Source organism: Streptomyces sp. NPDC127100 (assembly GCF_042724095.1).
GTDB lineage: Bacteria > Actinomycetota > Actinomycetes > Streptomycetales > Streptomycetaceae > Streptomyces.
On the sequence record NZ_JBHXFL010000048.1, the window covers coordinates 1 to 15,783 of the forward strand.

Consider the following 15,783-nt stretch of genomic DNA (forward strand, 5'->3'; position numbering starts at 1 on the left):
GGGGCGGTGGGCTCGGCCGTCGCGGCCGGCTCCGGGGCGGTGGGCTCGGCCGTCGCGGCCGGCTCCGGGGCGGTGGGCTCGGCCGTCGCGGCCGGCTCCGGGGCGGTGGGCTCGGCCGTCGCGGCCGGGGCGGCCGGCTCGGTCACCGCGATCGGCTCCGGGGCGGCGGGCTCCGCGGTGGGGGCCGGCTCGGCCGGCGGGGTCTGCACCGCGGCCGGGGACGGCTGGGGCGCGGGGCCGCCCACCGGCTCGGCGAGCGGCTCGGCCTCTTCCGCCACGGGCGGCTCGGGGACTTCGGCGTCGGGCTCGGACACGGGCGCCGCGGCGGCCGGTACGTCCTCGGCCGGCGGCAGTATGCCGGTCGTGGGCTCGGGGTCACCGGGCTGCTCGGCACCGGCCTCCGGCGCGGGCACCACGTCGGCGGCCTGGTCGGCCTGCGCCTCGGGCACGGTCACGGCAGCGTCCCCGGGCACCCCGGCGACCGTCGCTGACTCGGGCGCGACCGCCTCGGCGACCGGAGCGGGAGCGGCGACCGCCTCGGGAACCGGTGCCGTCACCGGCGCGGGCGTCTCGGCAGCCGGCGCGGGCGCATCGACGACGGGCGCCGGCTCGGGCACGGCTGCCTCGGCGACCGGCGCGGGCCCGGACACGGGCGCCTCGGCCACCGGTGCTTCCTCACCCGGCCGCGGTACGGGGGCAGGTTCCGGCGCACCGGACTGCCCGGCTTCGGCCTCCGGCGCGGGCACCACGTCGGCAGCCTGGTCGGCCTGCGCCTCCGGCACGCTCACGGCGCCGTCCCCGGGCATCCCGGCGACCGGCACGGACTCGGGCACGACCGCCTCGGTAGCCGGCACGCCGGCCGGTCCGGGCTCGGCACCGGGCATCCGCGCGGGCGGCTGCTGGGCCGCGTCCGCCGCCGGCACGTCACCGGCCACGGGCGCGCCGTCGGTCCCGGGCGCACCCTCCTCCGGAGGCTCGACTCCGCCGTCGGCGGTGACCGCAGCTTCCGTCGCGTGGGCCGCGTCGCCCGGCACGGTGTCGTCGCCGGCCGCGGCCTGTTCGTGCGCCTCGGCCGCGGGCTCTCCGGCCTCCTCGGGCTCCGGAGCGCCGCCGGTCGCCGCCACGGCCTCCGTCGCCACGCGGGTGACGAGCGCCTCGGCCGCGCCCACCGGCTCGGGACGCTGCTCCGCCGCCGGAACAACCGTTTCCCCGGGCGCCGCCCCGGCGCCGGACGGGGCCGGCTGCGCGCCCCAGGGCGCCGCCCCCTGCGGCGGCATCGCGGCGGCCTGGGGGACGTCGAGGTACTCGGGGCCGGCGGTCGGCGGTCCGGCGTGCCGCATCGGCACGCTGGCAGGGCCCCGGTCGGCGAGGGAACGGACGGGGCTCGCGGAGGTGTCGGGGATCGGCGGACCGAGGTGCAGGGGCCGGCGCGGCGGGGACGGCGGGGACGCGGGCTCCGCGACCGGTTCCGGCAGGCGGACGCCACCGAGGTCGACCGAGCCGCTGTCGCGGCCGGACATCTCGTGCGGGCCCGGCTGGTGCACGGTCTCGACGACCGGCTCCGGCGCGGGCGGCGCGACCTCGTTGCCCCAGGCGCTCTGGGCACCCGGCAGCAGCAGGAGGTCCTCGTCCTCGGCGGTGGTCTCGGAGAGGTAGGTGTACGCGCCGGGTGCGGGGACGCCCGGCTGCTCCACCATGCCTGCGTTCTCCGGCAGCCCCTCGCCCGGGATCTGGCCGGTGTCGGTCATGCGTAACCCCTCGCCCATCGGTTAGTGCTTCTACGACCAGCTCACCCGGGACGGCGCACCGACCGCCCGTAGTGAAGAACGAGCGTGCGTGCCCAGCGGCACGAACGACCCGCCGGAAAAGACGACAAAGCCATTGAGTGGCATTGTCGCGGTCGTTCCCCCGTCACGACAGCTTGATCCGCGACGGCCCGCTGTGGACTGCGCCACGTTGCGCGTCCTCGGGTCCTGCCGTACCACACACCCCTCAGAACTGGCGGGTTTTCAGGACATTGGACGACGAAGCGTCCGGTGTCCCAGTGCGGTACAACAATCCGCCAGCCTACCCCGGGCGGTACGACGATCCGATCACGGGGCGCGGTCCGGCAGAACCCCGCTGAGCAGGAACGCGACGCTCCGCTCCGTCTCCGTCCAGGCGCGGGTGTCGAGCCCGACGGACTGCAGCAGGGCGCACTCGACGCGGTAACCGTGCTCCGACAGGTCCCTGCCCACGAGTTCGGCCGCGTCGCGGGTGGCCGCATGGGCGACGATGCGCTGCGGCCGGCGGTCGGCGACCGCGGAGACGACGGCCGCTCCCCCGCCGCCGACGCGGACGACGTCCGGTTCGGGAAGGTTCTCCAGGACGTGCGGGGCGGTTCCGTGCACGGTCTGGAGCTGGACGCCGAAGTGCCGTGCGGTGGCCTCGGTACGGGCGCAGGCGTCCTGGTCGCGGTCGACGGCGATGACGGCGGCGCCGCCGCGCGCGGCCTCGGTGGCGAAGGCCCCGCTGCCGCACCCGATGTCCCACACGAGGTCGCCCGGGCGCGGGCCCAGCCGGGCCAGTTGGGCCGTGCGCAGCATCTCGGCCTCGCCCTCGCCGAGTTCGCCGCCGTACGCACCCGCGGGCAGCGACCAGCCGCGCGGTCCGGTGGCGGGGTCCCGGCCGGCGATCCAGCCGGCCCCGTCGGCCGGGGTGCCCGGGACGGTGACGCCGCCGACGACGATGACCACGTTCGGGTCGCGCCAGGTGTGGTCGGCGGCCTTGTCGGAGGTGACGACGGTGACCTGCTCGCGGGCGGTGCCGAGTTCCTCGCAGATGACGAAGGTGCGGTGGACGCCCTCCATCAGCAGACCGAGTTCGGCGGGACCGGCGCCCGGCGAGGTGAGGACCGCGACCTTGGTGTGAGCCCGGCACACGTTCACCGCGCGTCGCAGCGTACGGGGGTGGGCGACGACCACCTGGGCGTCGTCCCAGGGCATGCCGGCGCGGGCGAAGGCGGCGGCCACGGAGGAGACGGCCGGGTCGACCTCGACCTCCAGGCCGAACTCGGGCGCCCGCAGGGTGCGCACGACGCCGAAGAAGCCGGGGTCGCCGTCGGCGAGCACGACCGCCGTGCCCCGGTGGGCGGCGATGCGGCGGGCGGCGAGGGCGACGCTGCCGAGCCGGATGCGCTCGGCGGCGGGCGGCACCTCGGGAAGCGCGAGGTGGTGGGCGGCGCCGGCCACCAGCGTGGCGGCGCCCAGGGCTGCGCGTGCCGCGGCGGTCAGCGGCGAACCGTCCCAGCCGATCACCGTGACCCGGTCGGCCATCGTCGTCAGTCTCCAGGGGTCTTCGCAGGTCGTGGTCGCGGAATACCGCTCGTGGCGGGCTCCGTGAGGGTACCTGGTGCGGCCTCGGGGCGCGGTGGTGACGTCGCCCGTCCCCCAGGTCAGTTCCAGTCGGTGAAGGAGGTGAAACCGTCGCTGTCGGCCAATTGCTCCGCCGCGCCCTCGATGTCCTCGGGCAGCAGGCTCCACACGATGAAGTCGGTGCGCACGTCGGTCCAGGTGCCGTCCTCGGTGCGCATGCGCGCTATGCAGGCGTTGCGCAGGACGCCCTCGCTGATGCAGCCGATCCTCTGGGCGACCTGCTGGGAGGCGGTGTTGCCGGCCGCGGTGCGCAGCTCGACGCGCTCGAACTTCTGGTCGCCGAAGAGCCACTGGGCGGTGGCGAGCGCCGCCTCGGAGGCGTAGCCCTCGCCGCGGGCCCAGGGGGCGACGATGTACGACAGCTCGGTGGAGCGCACGTGCCAGTTGGTCTTGCTCAGCTGGACGATGCCGACCAGCCGCTGGGTGAGGAACTCGGTGACGGCGAGGTCGAGTCCGCGGCCGGCGGTGCGTTCCGCGGGGGCGTACCCGGTGATCCAGGTGCGGGCGCCCTCTTCGGTGAAGGGCTGCGGGACGTGCGTCCAGGCGGCGACCTGCTCGTCGTTCATCATCGCCGCGAGGGCGGGGACGTCGTCCTCGTCGAGGGGGCGCAGCACCAACCGCTCCGTGCTGATGGAGATGTTGGGGAAGGTGCTCGTCATGCGCCGCTCCGTAACCTGTGTGACCGTCAGGGCCTGCTGAACTGCCCAGCATGCAGCATGAAAGCACTCGGCCGCACCACGGGGTCCGCTCCTCCGCGGAGCGGGCCCCGGGCGCGGCCGGGGGCCCGGGCGGTCAGAAGGAGGGGAGCACGGCGCCGGCGTACTTGTCCTCGATGAACTTCTTCACCTCGGGCGAGGTGAGGAGCTTCGCGAGCTTCTTGACGCGCGGGTCGTTCTCCTGGCCCTCCTTGACGGCGAGCAGGTTGTTGTTGGGGTTGTTCTCGGCGGTCTCCAGGACGAGGGCGTCCTTCGCGGGCTTCAGGTCGGCACCGATGGCGTAGTTGCCGTTGACCACGGCCGCGTCCACGTCGTCCAGGGCGCGCGGGGTCTGGGCCGCCTCGAGCTCCTTGAACTTGAGGTTCTTCGGGTTCCCGGTGATGTCCGAGGGGGTCGCCGAGGTGCCGACGCCGTCCTTCAGGGTGATGATCCCGTTGGCCGCGAGGAGCTGGAGCGCACGGCCCTCGTTGACGGTGTCGTTGGGGACGGCGACGGTCGCACCGCTCTTCAGGTCGTCGGCCTTCTTGACCTTGTGGGAGTAGAGGCCGAGGGGCTCCAGGTGCACGTCGACGACGGGCACGATGTGGGTGCCGCGCTTCTGGTTGAAGTCGTCGAGGTACGGCTTGGTCTGGAAGAAGTTGGCGCCGACCGAGCCGTCCTCCGTCGAGGTGTTCGGCGTGACGTAGTCGGAGACCTCCTTGACCTCGAGGTCGAGGCCCGCCTTCTTCGCCAGGTTGTCCTTGACGAAGTTGAGGATCTCGGCGTGCGGGGTCGGGCTGGCGGCGACGACGAGCGGGCCGGAGGTGTCGGAGGCGGCGTCCTTGTCCGAGCCGCAGGCGGCGAGCCCGAGGGTGAGGGCTCCGGCGAGGACGGCCGTGGTGATCTTGGCGGTGTTACGCACGAAAAGTGCCTTTCCTGAAGGGTGGTACGGCCCCGTCCTGGTGGGACGGGGAGTCTTGGTGCGGGTGTCAGGCGACCTTGCTCACGTCGGCGGCCGCGGGCTCCTTGGCCTTGAGCAGCCGCAGCCTGGGGGCGGCACCCGCGCGTCCGCCGCGGCGGTGCAGGGTGCGGGCCGCGTAGTCGCCGGCGAACTGGATGAGCGAGATGACCACGGCGAGGATCGCGACGGTGATCCACATCATCCCGGTCTCGAACCGCTGGTAGCCGTAGCGGACGGCGAGGTCGCCGAGACCGCCGCCGCCGACGGTGCCGGCCATGGCCGAGTAGCCGATGAGGGCGATGATCGTGGTCGTGGTGCCGGCGATCAGCGAGGGGAGCGCCTCGGGGACCAGGACCTTGCGGACGATGGTCCAGGTGTTGCCGCCCATCGACTGCACGGCCTCGACCAGCCCTCCGTCGACCTCGCGGACGGCCGTTTCGACGAGCCGCGCGAAGAAGGGGATGCCGCCGATGGCGAGCGGCACGATGGCGGCCTCGCTGCCGATGGTCGTGCCGGTGATCCAGCGGGTGAAGCTCATCAGCGCGACCATGAGGATGATGAACGGCATCGAGCGGCCGACGTTGACGATCTGGCCGGTGACCTTGTTGACCACGACGTTCTGGAGCAGGCCGCCCTTGTCGGTGAGGACGAGGAGGATGCCGAGCGGGAGGCCGACGGCCACCGCGATCACGGTGGACCAGCCGACCATGATCAGGGTTTCCCAGGAGGCCTGCTCCAGCAGGGGCTGCATCTCGGACCAGGTCACTTGGCACCTTCCTTCACCAGCAGGGACGGCTCCGCCGGTTCCCGGTCCACCACGTCGATCTGCAGCCCCTGCTCGCGCAGGAAGCCGACGGGCACGACGTTGTCCTCGTAGCGGCCGGGGAGCTCGATGCGCATCCGGCCGATCTGGAGGCCGCCGACGGTGTCGATGGCCGCACCGAGGATCGATATGTCGATGTTGTAGGTGCGGGACAGCTGGGAGATGACGGGCTGGGTGGCGGCCTCGCCGTGGAAGGTGACGTCGAGGACGGTGCGGTCGTCCCCCGAGGCCTCACCGCCGACCGGGAAGAGGGCGGAGGCCAGCTCGGACCCCGGCGTGGCCAGCAGCTCGCCGACGGTGCCGGACTCGACGATGCGGCCCCGGTCCATGAGGGCGGCCGAGTCGCAGACGCTCTTGACGACGTCCATCTCGTGGGTGATGAGGAGAACGGTCAGGCCGAGCTCGCGGTTGAGGTCGCGCAGCAGCTGGAGGATGGAGCGGGTGGTCTCCGGGTCGAGCGCGCTGGTGGCCTCGTCGGACAGCAGCACCTTGGGGTCGCCGGCCAGGGCGCGGGCGATGCCGACGCGCTGCTTCTGGCCGCCGGAGAGCTGCGCGGGATAGGACTTGGCCTTGTCGGCGAGGCCGACCAGGTCGAGCAGCTCCAGCGCCTTGCGGGAACGTTCCTTCCCGGACCTGCCGAGGATCTCCAGTGGCAGCTCGACGTTGTCCTGCACGGTCCGCGTGGACAGCAGGTTGAAGTGCTGGAACACCATGCCGATACGGCTGCGCGCCTGCCGCAGTTCCCGGCCGGCGCGGGGGCCGCGGCCGGCCAGCGCGGTGAGGTCCTGGCCGGCGACGGTGACCGTGCCGGAGGTGGGGCGCTCCAGGAGGTTGACGCAGCGGATGAGCGAGGACTTGCCGGCGCCGGACTGGCCGATGACGCCGAACACCTCTCCCTCGCGGACGTGCAGGTCGACGCCGTCCAGGGCGGTGACCTCGCGGCCGCGTGAGCGGTAGACCTTGGTCAGGCCCGATGTGGTGATCACGTGGGTTTCCGTCACTGTCGAGTGCACGGCGCATGTGTGGGCGCCGGGCACGGGGGCGTTGTTCTCCGGGGGTCTCGCCGGACCTTCGGAACGCGGCACGTTTCTCGCGGTGGCGATGCGCGGTGGAACCGGGGAGAACGTGTGCGCGGGGCGTGGCTCGGCCGCGTGCGCGGGGCGCCGCGGCGGAGACGAGCCGGCACTCGCTTCGGGGCGCGAGGCTCAGGTGGTGCGGGGGCCCTCTAGAAGGCGCACATTCGGCACATACAACGAGCACCGGGCGTCGTCGTCGCCTCGGTCGCAGGGGTGCGGTCGCTCGTGGTGCTCATGCGGATCAGTAAAGCAGACCGGCCGCTGTGAGCGGACACCGCTGTCCGCATGGTGGACAGCGGTGGACGGTGGCCGGACCCGGGCGGCGGGGATCAGTCCCGTACGGCGATCTCGATCCCGCCTTCGGTGACCAGTACGGACAGCGCCGCGAGGTCGTCGACCACCAGGTCGGCGTCGAGTTCGCCGGCCCGGTGGGTTGTGGCCAACGCCACGGTGGTCATGCCGGCGGCCCGGCCGGCCTGGAGTCCGGCGGGGGCGTCCTCGAAGACGACGCAGGCCGCCGGGTCGACACCCAGGGCGCGGGCACCGAGCAGATAGGGCTCGGGGTCGGGCTTGCCGCGCGTGATGTCGTCGGCGGCGACGAGGGTCTTGGGGAGGATGCCGACGGCGTCGAGCCGGGCCTCGGCGAGCCGCCTGGTGGCGGAGGTGACGACGGCCCACCGGTCGGCGGGCAGCGCGTCGAGGAGGTCCCGGGTGCCGGGCAGCAGGTGCACACCGCCGTTCGGCACGTCCTCGACCTCCAGTCGCTCGATCCGTGCGACGGCCTCCGGGACCACATCGGCGGGCAGCAGGTCGGCGGCTATCTCCGCGGCCGGCCGCCCGTGCAGCTCGACCCGCGCGAACTGCTCGGCCGTGATCCCGTGCTCGCCGGCCCACCGCGTCCAGCAGCGGCGCACGGACTCGAGAGAGGAGACGAGGGTTCCGTCGTTGTCGAACAGCAGGGCCTGAGCATGGATCTTCATGCCTTCGACCCTACGGTGCCGCCGCGGCGTCCCCGGCCGGGCGCCGGCCAGGGACGCACGGCCGGGGACGCACGGGCGGGGCCGCGCGCGGCGGGCCTTTTGGGGCGTAATAGGGTCGCTGCCATGCTTGACGTCCTGACGCTGGTGACCGGAGTCGCCGCGCTGCTGCTCGCCGCCTGGTGCGGCTGGGCGGCCTACCGTGACCAGCCGACGAAGGACTGGCACTTCATCGGCATGGCCGCGGTCTCGGCGCTGGCGCTGCTCCAGCTGGTGATCGGGGTCGTGCAGCTGGCCCGGGGCGAGAAGCCGGACCAGGGCACGGTGATCTTCGTGGCGTATCTGCTGGGCGCCTTCGCGTGCGTCCCGGCGGCGGGGTTCATGTCGCTGGCCGAGCGCACCCGCTGGGGTTCGGTGACGGTCGCGGCCGGCGGCGTGGTCCTCGCCGTCCTCGAGGTGCGGCTGTACGACATCTGGGGAGGCTGAGATGGCGGCGACCGAGGAGAAGCCGACCCGCACGCGGCTGATCGGCGGGCCCGGGATCCTGCTGGTGTGGCTGTACGGGGTGATGGTCGTCGGTGCCGTGTCGCGGTCCGCGTACCAGATCGCCACCGATTTCGACCGGGCGCCGCTGGCCTACACGCTGTCGGCCGTCGCCGGTGTCGTCTACGGCTTCATCACGTACACCCTGGTGCGGGGCGGGGAGACGGCCCGCAGGGCGGCGCAGGTGTGCTGCGCCGCCGAGCTGGTGGGTGTGCTGGCGGTGGGTACGTGGACCATGGCCGAGCCGTCGGTGTTCCCGGACGCGACCGTGTGGTCCGACTTCGGCATGGGCTACGTCTTCATCCCGGTACTGCTGCCGCTGTCCGCGCTGTACTGGCTGCGCAGGGGCACGCATCGGGCGCAGGCGGCCTGAGCCCGCCGGGCGGCCGCGGCAACCCGCGGCTCACGCCGTCGTCGCGTACGTCCCCGCCTGCTTCTCCAGGACGATCATCAGGACGCCGTCCGTGCCCTCGGCCGTCCCCACCGTCTCGTAGCCGACCCGCCGGTACAGGCGCAGGTTGCTCTCGCTGCGGTGTCCGGTGTGCAGGCGGAAGCGCGTGGCGCCGTGCTCCCCGGCGAGGGCGGACTCGGCGGCCCGCAGCAGCCGGGCGCCGATGCCGTGGCCCTGGAGGCGGGGATGGACGCACAGCTTGCCGATGGACGCGGCACCGTCCTCGGTCACCCGGCCCCGGACCGAGCCCACGACCTCGTCGCCGAGCCGCGCCACGAAGACGCAGTCGCGGACGACCTCCTCGCGCACGGAGTCGAGGCCCTGGACGAGCGGGTCGATGCGGTAGTTGCCGTACAGCGCCGCCTCGCTCTGGAAGCAGAGGTACTGCAGCCGGAAGATCTGCTCGGCATCCTGCTCGGTCGCCGCCGAGATGGTCACGCTCATGCCCATGTGCGCATGCCTCCCGCTCACCTGATCAGCTGTGGTCCCCCACACCTATCCCCGTCCTCAGTGGGCCGCAACCTCCGGTGTCAGCAATCGCCGAAGACATCCCAGACATCTGGAGCGTTCCGGTCCAAGACTGCCCTGTGAGATACCCAACTCCCGTGCGATCTCCCGGTAGGTGAGGTCCCTCGGGGACAGCAGGGCCTCCATCAGACGGGGGCAGCGGCCGGGCAGCCGGCGCACGGCCTCGCGCAGGGCGTGGTGGCGGGCCGCGGTGAGGGCGAGCTGCTCGGGCCGGCGTTCGGCGGCGTCGGCCGGTTCACCCTCGTACGGGCGCTCGGTGCGGGCCGTGCGGCGGGTGCGGCGGGCCTCGGTGCGGACGGCGCTGCGCAGCCAGCGGTGCGGGTCGGGGGGCGGGCCGTCCGCCTCCAGGCGTTCGAGGAGGCGCAGCCACACCGCCTGTTCCAGGTCCCCGGGCTCGGCACCGGTGGCATGCGCCTCGGCCGAGGCCTCCGCGGTGAGGAGCGGGCGCAGGGAGGTGACCAGGTCGTGCGTCATGTGCAGTGCGACGCGGCCGCCCGGGCGGTGGTTGCCCCGGGCGGCCGGACGCCACTCCAACGGGTTGGTCCCGCTCAGCGGTTGACGAAGTCCTCCCGGGCCAGCACGCCGGTGTCCGGGTTGTCGGTGAAGATCCCGTCGATGCCGGTGGCGAAGTACGTCCGGAAGGCCGCGAAGGCGTCGCCGTAGGCGTCCGGGTCCGAGCCCTTGCGGAAGTCCGCGGGGAGGAAGGGGTTTTCGTTGCGCATGGTGTACGGGTGCAGGATCAGTCCCGCCCGGTGGGCGTCGCGCACCAGGGTGGTGGGCTCCGTGAGGCGGCCGGCCGAGTCCCTCGGGATGATCAGGTCCAGGGTGGGGCCGATGCCCTGGGCGTAGGAGGCGATCTCCTTCAGGCCCGCGGGCGTGACGAGGTCGGCGGTCGTGCGCGGGTCGCCGGTCTCGACGAAGTCCCAGGGCCTGCTCGCCGGGCCGGACAGCAGGACGGCGAGGGGGTTCCCGACGAGCTTGTTCATCCGCTGGATGCTGGTCGGCTCGAAGGACTGGATGACGACGGGCGCGTTCTTCCCGTCCTTGCCGTGCCTGCGCAGCAGCCGGGCGAGGCGCTCCTCGGTGCCGAGGCCCAGCTTGCGGAAGTAGGTGGGGTGCTTGAGCTCGGGGTAGATCCAGACCTGCTTGCCGCGCCTGCGGGACTGCTCGTCCTGCCAGCGGAGGACCTCCTCGAAGGTGGGGATCTCCCAGCGTCCGTCGTAGAGGGTGTTGTGCGGGCGGTTGGCCGGGATGCGCTCGGTGGCACGGAGCGTCTTGAGCTCGGCGAGGGTGAAGTCCTCGGTGAACCAGCCGGTGGTGGAGACGCCGTCGAGCTGCTTGGTGCGCCTGCGGCCGGCGAACTCGGGGTGGTCGGCGACGTCCGTGGTGCCGCCGATCTCCGGTTCGTGGCGGCAGACGAGGTGACCGTCCTTGGTGGGGACCAGGTCACCGGCCTCGACGATGTCGGCGCCCATGTCGAGGGCCAGCTCGTAGGAGCCCAGGGTGTGTTCGGGGCGGTAGCCGCTGGCGCCGCGGTGGCCGATGACCGTCGGGACGGGCAGGCCCTTCAGCCCGCCCTTCCCGCCGTGTCCCGCGCCGGGCCGGGCGTCGGCGGCTCTCGCCGTGCCGGACAGGCCCAGTACGGCTCCGCCCGCCCCCAGCACCGCCGCGCCGAGAAGCGCCCGCCGTCCGGTGCCGCCAGCCCGCTCGTCCGACTCCTGCGTTCCCATGGGACCTCCTGCCGTTGACCGTCAGTGCGGGCCGATCGTAGGGGCGCGTACATGACGAACGGGAGACCGCCTCCGGAACACACGGGTGCCCCGGGATGTCGGGAGCGCGTGGAGGGGCAGGTGGGGCGGGATGTCTGACGTTCCGTCGGCGTGGCAGGGCCGGGCCGGGGTACGCGGTCGGTGGCCGCGCTCGCCGGGGCGGTGCCCGACGGGGCCGGCGGCCACCGAGCAGGGGCCGGCGGTACGGCTGCGACGGCGCGCCTCACGCGGTCCGCACGTCGCACGTGTTTCGATCCGGGCGGTGTCCGCGGCGGCCGTCACGGGCGCGGAGCACGGCGGGAGCGGCGCGCGTGCGCGGGTGGATTCCTCCCCGCGGACGCGAGTTGCCTCACACCTCGCGGTCCGCGCCACGGCCGTCCGACACCGCTGCTCCGCAGGTGAACACGCGTCAACACCGGACACGGCCCGGTGAACCCGACGTGCGCGACCCCCGGGGCCGCGAGTAATGTCCTCACCTGCACATACTCATATCGCATCCCCGACACCGGAGGACCCGTTGTCCCGCTTCGCGCTCATCAAGGCAGTGCTCGGCCCGATCATGCGCCTGATGTTCCGCCCACAGGTGGAGGGTGCGGAGAACATTCCGGGCGAAGGTCCGGTGATCGTGGCCGGGAACCACCTCACCTTCATCGACTCGATGATCCTTCCGCTGGTCTGCGACCGGCAGGTCGTCTTCATCGGCAAGGACTCCTACGTCACCGGCAAGGGGCTCAAGGGCCGGCTGATGGCCTGGTTCTTCACCGGCGTCGGCATGATCCCGGTGGACCGGGACGGCGGCCGGGGCGGTGTCGCGGCGCTGATGACCGGGCGCCGGGTGCTGGAGGAGGGCAGGGTCTTCGGCATCTACCCGGAGGGCACCCGCTCCCCCGACGGCCGCCTCTACCGCGGCCGCACCGGCATCGCCCGCCTCACCCTGATGACCGGCGCCCCCGTCGTCCCGTTCGCCGTGATCGGCACCGACAAGCTCCAGCCGGGCGGCGCGGGCCTGCCCCGGCCCGGCAAGGTCACGGTCCGCTTCGGCGAGCCGATGGAGTTCTCCCGCTACGAGGGCATGGACCGCGACCGCTACGTCCTGCGGGCGGTGACCGACTCCGTGATGACCGAGGTCATGCGGCTGTCCGGTCAGGAGTACGTGGACATGTACGCCAGCAAGGCCAAGGCGGCGTAGCGCCGCGCGGACGCACGCACCGAGGGCGGGCCACCGTGACGGTGGCCCGCCCTCGTCGTGTCGCCACGGCTACGGGTGCTCGGTGCCGTCCTCCAGCCGCTGGCCGCGCAGCAGGAACCAGGCCGCGCCGGCGGCTGCCAGGAGCACCACGGCGCCGGCGCCCGAGGCGAGCGTCAGTCCGTCGACGAAGGACTGGCGGGCGGCGTCCAGCAGTCCCTCGGCCGTGTGCGCGGGCAGCCCGGAGGCGGCCTGCACCGCACCGCCGAGCGACTCGTGGGCGGCGGCCGGGGTGCCCTGCGGGCCGGTGAAGTCCCGGTAGACGCCGGTCACGATCGAGCCGAGCAGGGCGATGCCGAGGGCGGCGCCGAGTTCGTACGCCGTCTCTGAGACGGCCGAGGCGGCGCCCGCCTGCTCGCCCGGCACGCTGGAGAGGATCACGTCGGCGGTGACCGTGAACGAGAACCCGGCACCGACGCCGACCACCAGCAGGGCCGTGCCGAGCAGCGGATAGCCGGTGTGCTGGCCGATCACGGTCAGCGCGGCGAGCGCGAGGCCGACGGCGGCGAGACCGCCGGAGACCACCGCACGCACCGAGAAGCGCCGGGCCGCGCGGCCCGCCATCAGGCCGGCCACCACCGCGCCGATCGCGGCGGGCAGTTCGGCCAGTCCGGCCTCGAACGGGCTCCTGCCCTGTACGAGTTGCAGGTACTGCGACAGGAAGAACACCAGCCCGGACAGGCCGAGGACGGTCAGCAGGTCGGCCAGCACGGCGCCGCTGAAGCCACGGCTGCGGAACAGCCGCACGTCGAGCAGCGGGACCGGCATGGACAGCTGGCGGCGGACGAAGCCGTACAGTGCGGCTGCGCCCAGCAGGCCCGAGGCGAGCGTGGTCCACGCGAAACCGTGCGCGGCGGCCTCCTTGACGGCGTACACGACGCCGACCATGCCGACCAGGGAGAGGACGACGCCGGCCAGGTCCCACGGGCCCGGGTTCGGGTTGCGGGACTCGGGCAGCAGCTTGATGCCGACGAGGACCAGGACGACCATCACGGGCAGGTTGATCAGGAAGACCGAGCCCCACCAGAAGTGCTCCAGCAGGAACCCGCCCACGATGGGCCCGACCGCCGTGCCGGCGGAGGCGGTGGCGCCCCAGATGCCGACGGCGAGGCTGCGTTCGCGGGGGTCGTGGAAGAGGTTGCGGATCAGGGCGAGGGTGGCGGGCATCAGGGTGGCGCCCGCGACGCCGAGCAGGGCCCGGGCGACGATCATGAGCTCGGGGGTGGTGGCGTAGGCGTTGAGGACGGATATCAGGCCGAACGCCGTGGCGCCGGCGAGCAGGATCCGCTTGCGGCCGACGCGGTCGCCGAGGCTGCCCATGGTGACCAGCAGACCGGCGATGACGAATGAGTAGACGTCGCCGATCCACAGCAGCTGGGTGCCGGAGGGCGCGAGGTCCTCACTGATGTAGGGGGTCGCGAGACCGAGGACGGTCGCGTCGACGGCCACCAGCAGTACGGCCAGCACGAGGACGGACAGCGCCAGCCAGCGGCCGGGGCGCTTCACCGCCTCGGCCGACGGTGCCGTCTGCAGGGTGCGGGTCATTTCTCACTCTCTCCGAAGCGCGCCGCCGAGCAGCAGCTCGACGGTCATGCGGGTGAAGTCGTTGCGGGCCACGCGGCCCTCGGTCACCGCCCAGGCGCCGGAGGCCAGCAGGCCGTAGAGCGCCTCGGTGAGCCAGACCGGGGTGAGGTCGATGCGGAACTCGCCGCTCTCCTGGCCCCGGCGGAACAGCTCGGTGAGCCGGGCGTCGATGCGGGCCCAGCCCTCGTTCTGCTGCTCGCCCTCGAACAGCTGGTTCTCGGTGTAGAGGAAGGCGAGCAGGCCGGCGGCGGACTCCAGTTCGCGCACGAGCCGGCGCACCGCCTCGGCCGCGGGACCGTCGTCCGGGCGGGCCCGGTCGAGGGCCGCCTCGCACTCGGCGATACCGAGCGCCTCCAGGGCGCGGACGAGGGCGTCGCGCCCGGCGAAGTGGCGGTGCAGCGTGGCCCGGCTGATCCCGGCCGCCTTCGCGACCTCGTCCATGGTCGCGGTGGCTCTGCGGGTCAGCAGGGCGGCGGCGCTGCGCAGTACCTGTTCTCGATCGACGGCCATGAGACAACCATAGACCACATGCGACATTGATGTCTCAAGGTGGGCATGTGTGACTCACCACCGGGTCGACGGGAAGGCGAGTCGGCGTGGCGGTCACACGGGCGGGGGCCCGGTCAGTGCCAGGGAAGCCGTGCGCGCCGCTCCCAGTAGGCGCGCGGATCCTCGGCGAGGGAGGCGAGGCGTGCCACCTGGTCGTCGTCGAGGTCGACGACGGCGGCGTGCAGGTTCGAGCCGAGCTGTGCCACGGTCGCGGCGCCGGAGAGGACCACGTCGACCCAGGGCTGCCGCAGGATCAGCGCGAGGGCGACCGCGTCGCAGCCCAGGGCCGTCTCCGCGGCCACGGCCCGCAGGGCGTCCGGCGCCTGCGGCCCGGCGAGGCGCCCGTTGGCCATGCCCTCCTTGACGATCACCGTGAGCCCGGCGTCGTGGGCCTCGGCCAGTGCGGGCCCGGCGGAGGTGTCCAGCGCGTTGTACGTGGACTGGACGGTGCGGAAGAGCGGCTCGCCGTCGACGGTCACGGCGAGCGCGGCGCGGATCGTGTCGGCCTGGGCGGGGCCACTGGTGGAGAAGCCGACGGTGACGCCCCGCGCGGCGGCCTCGGCGAGCCCGGCGTGGAGCTTGGCGTCGGTGAGGGCCGGGCTGTCCGGGGTGAGGGAGTGGATCTGGTAGAGGTCGAGCCGGTCGCCGAGGAGCGCGTCGGTCTCGGCGCGCTGGCGCTCGTACGTGGCGACGCCGTGGTCCTTGACCTCGTGCTGCTCGGCGTCGGCGGACCAGTCGGCGGTGTAGGTGTAGCCCCACTTGCTGCCGACGACGACGTCGTCGGCGTCGGGACGCCCCCGCAGCCAGGCGGCGAGGAACTCCTCCGACCGCCCGTAGGAGCGGGCCGCGTCGAAGTAGCGCACGCCCTGCGCGTAGGCGGCGTCGAGGAGGTCGTGGGTCCGTTCGCGCAGCGCCTCGACGCTGCGGTCGTCGCCGAGGTCGCGCGCTCTGCCGAGGTTGATGTAGCCGGGGCGGCCGACGGCGGCGAGACCCAGGCCGATGTGGCAGGTCGGGGTCGTCGCGGCGGCGAGGCGGGCGAAGGGCATCGCGGGCTCCGTTCGGTCGGCTCCGGTACGGCTTCGACCAACGTACCCCCGATGGCCTCCGCCCCCGTGTCCGGACCGGCCGGTGCGTCGGCGGGCGCGGGGCCGCCGGGGCGTGCCGCGCC

15 protein-coding genes and 1 pseudogene are annotated in these 15,783 nt (G+C 73.5%); 3 read left to right on the top strand and 13 right to left on the bottom strand.

What is annotated here, in order from left to right; genetic code table 11:
* The 7 genes and pseudogenes from ACFWJB_RS30265 to ACFWJB_RS30295 all read right to left on the bottom strand — a co-directional run.
* Positions 1 to 1,748 (bottom strand): annotated as a pseudogene (locus tag ACFWJB_RS30265) (5,6-dimethylbenzimidazole synthase); the annotation flags it as partial.
* Positions 1,749 to 2,093: 345 nt separating this feature from the next.
* Positions 2,094 to 3,314: a precorrin-6y C5,15-methyltransferase (decarboxylating) subunit CbiE gene (cbiE, locus tag ACFWJB_RS30270; RefSeq protein WP_386926207.1), complete on the bottom strand. Its 1,221-nt coding sequence runs from the start codon at positions 3,312 to 3,314 to the stop codon at positions 2,094 to 2,096.
* 119 nt (positions 3,315 to 3,433) lie between these two features.
* Complete coding sequence (locus ACFWJB_RS30275; protein ID WP_385468042.1) at positions 3,434 to 4,072, bottom strand: GNAT family N-acetyltransferase; 639 nt, start codon at positions 4,070 to 4,072, stop codon at positions 3,434 to 3,436.
* Between the two features lie 133 nt (positions 4,073 to 4,205).
* Positions 4,206 to 5,030, bottom strand: a complete 825-nt coding sequence (locus tag ACFWJB_RS30280) for a MetQ/NlpA family ABC transporter substrate-binding protein (protein WP_385468046.1) — start codon at positions 5,028 to 5,030, stop codon at positions 4,206 to 4,208.
* Between the two features lie 67 nt (positions 5,031 to 5,097).
* Positions 5,098 to 5,835, bottom strand: coding sequence for a methionine ABC transporter permease (locus tag ACFWJB_RS30285; protein WP_386926210.1), 738 nt, complete (start codon positions 5,833 to 5,835; stop codon positions 5,098 to 5,100).
* Complete coding sequence (locus ACFWJB_RS30290) at positions 5,832 to 6,878, bottom strand: methionine ABC transporter ATP-binding protein (protein WP_386926212.1); 1,047 nt, start codon at positions 6,876 to 6,878, stop codon at positions 5,832 to 5,834. Before ACFWJB_RS30290 ends, ACFWJB_RS30285 begins: the two co-directional genes overlap by 4 nt.
* A 419-nt stretch (positions 6,879 to 7,297) precedes the next feature.
* Complete coding sequence (locus ACFWJB_RS30295) at positions 7,298 to 7,948, bottom strand: HAD family hydrolase (protein ID WP_385468055.1); 651 nt, start codon at positions 7,946 to 7,948, stop codon at positions 7,298 to 7,300.
* 123 nt (positions 7,949 to 8,071) lie between these two features.
* Here ACFWJB_RS30295 and ACFWJB_RS30300 point away from each other — a divergent pair, with 123 nt between their 5' ends.
* Positions 8,072 to 8,431: a hypothetical protein gene (locus ACFWJB_RS30300; protein ID WP_385468058.1), complete on the top strand. Its 360-nt coding sequence runs from the start codon at positions 8,072 to 8,074 to the stop codon at positions 8,429 to 8,431.
* A gap of 1 nt (position 8,432) precedes the next feature.
* Positions 8,433 to 8,861: a hypothetical protein gene (locus ACFWJB_RS30305; RefSeq protein ID WP_385468061.1), complete on the top strand. Its 429-nt coding sequence runs from the start codon at positions 8,433 to 8,435 to the stop codon at positions 8,859 to 8,861.
* Positions 8,862 to 8,891: 30 nt separating this feature from the next.
* Here ACFWJB_RS30305 and ACFWJB_RS30310 read toward each other — a convergent pair whose 3' ends face one another.
* The 3 genes from ACFWJB_RS30310 to ACFWJB_RS30320 form a co-directional block, all read right to left on the bottom strand.
* Positions 8,892 to 9,389: a GNAT family N-acetyltransferase gene (locus ACFWJB_RS30310; RefSeq protein ID WP_385468063.1), complete on the bottom strand. Its 498-nt coding sequence runs from the start codon at positions 9,387 to 9,389 to the stop codon at positions 8,892 to 8,894.
* Positions 9,390 to 9,446: 57 nt separating this feature from the next.
* Entirely contained in the window at positions 9,447 to 9,941 is a 495-nt protein-coding gene (locus ACFWJB_RS30315; protein WP_385468065.1) for a sigma-70 family RNA polymerase sigma factor, read from the bottom strand.
* 74 nt (positions 9,942 to 10,015) lie between these two features.
* Positions 10,016 to 11,197 carry a glycerophosphodiester phosphodiesterase gene (locus tag ACFWJB_RS30320; protein WP_385468068.1) on the bottom strand — a complete coding sequence of 394 codons (1,182 nt, stop codon included), beginning with the start codon at positions 11,195 to 11,197 and terminating at the stop codon, positions 10,016 to 10,018.
* A gap of 607 nt (positions 11,198 to 11,804) precedes the next feature.
* On the opposite strand from ACFWJB_RS30320, the gene ACFWJB_RS30325 reads away from it, so the two are divergent.
* Entirely contained in the window at positions 11,805 to 12,425 is a 621-nt protein-coding gene (locus ACFWJB_RS30325; RefSeq protein WP_385468071.1) for a lysophospholipid acyltransferase family protein, read from the top strand.
* A 69-nt stretch (positions 12,426 to 12,494) separates the two neighbouring features.
* On the opposite strand, the gene ACFWJB_RS30330 is transcribed toward ACFWJB_RS30325, so the two are convergent.
* From ACFWJB_RS30330 to ACFWJB_RS30340, 3 genes are all read right to left on the bottom strand, one after another.
* Positions 12,495 to 14,027 carry an MFS transporter gene (locus tag ACFWJB_RS30330; RefSeq protein ID WP_385458360.1) on the bottom strand — a complete coding sequence of 511 codons (1,533 nt, stop codon included), beginning with the start codon at positions 14,025 to 14,027 and terminating at the stop codon, positions 12,495 to 12,497.
* Between the two features lie 3 nt (positions 14,028 to 14,030).
* A complete protein-coding gene (locus ACFWJB_RS30335) occupies positions 14,031 to 14,576 on the bottom strand; it encodes a TetR/AcrR family transcriptional regulator (RefSeq protein ID WP_385458361.1) in 546 nt (181 codons plus the stop codon).
* Positions 14,577 to 14,689: 113 nt separating this feature from the next.
* On the bottom strand, positions 14,690 to 15,661 hold the full coding sequence (locus tag ACFWJB_RS30340; protein ID WP_386926217.1) for an aldo/keto reductase: 972 nt from the start codon (positions 15,659 to 15,661) through the stop codon (positions 14,690 to 14,692).
* Positions 15,662 to 15,783 lie beyond the last annotated feature (122 nt).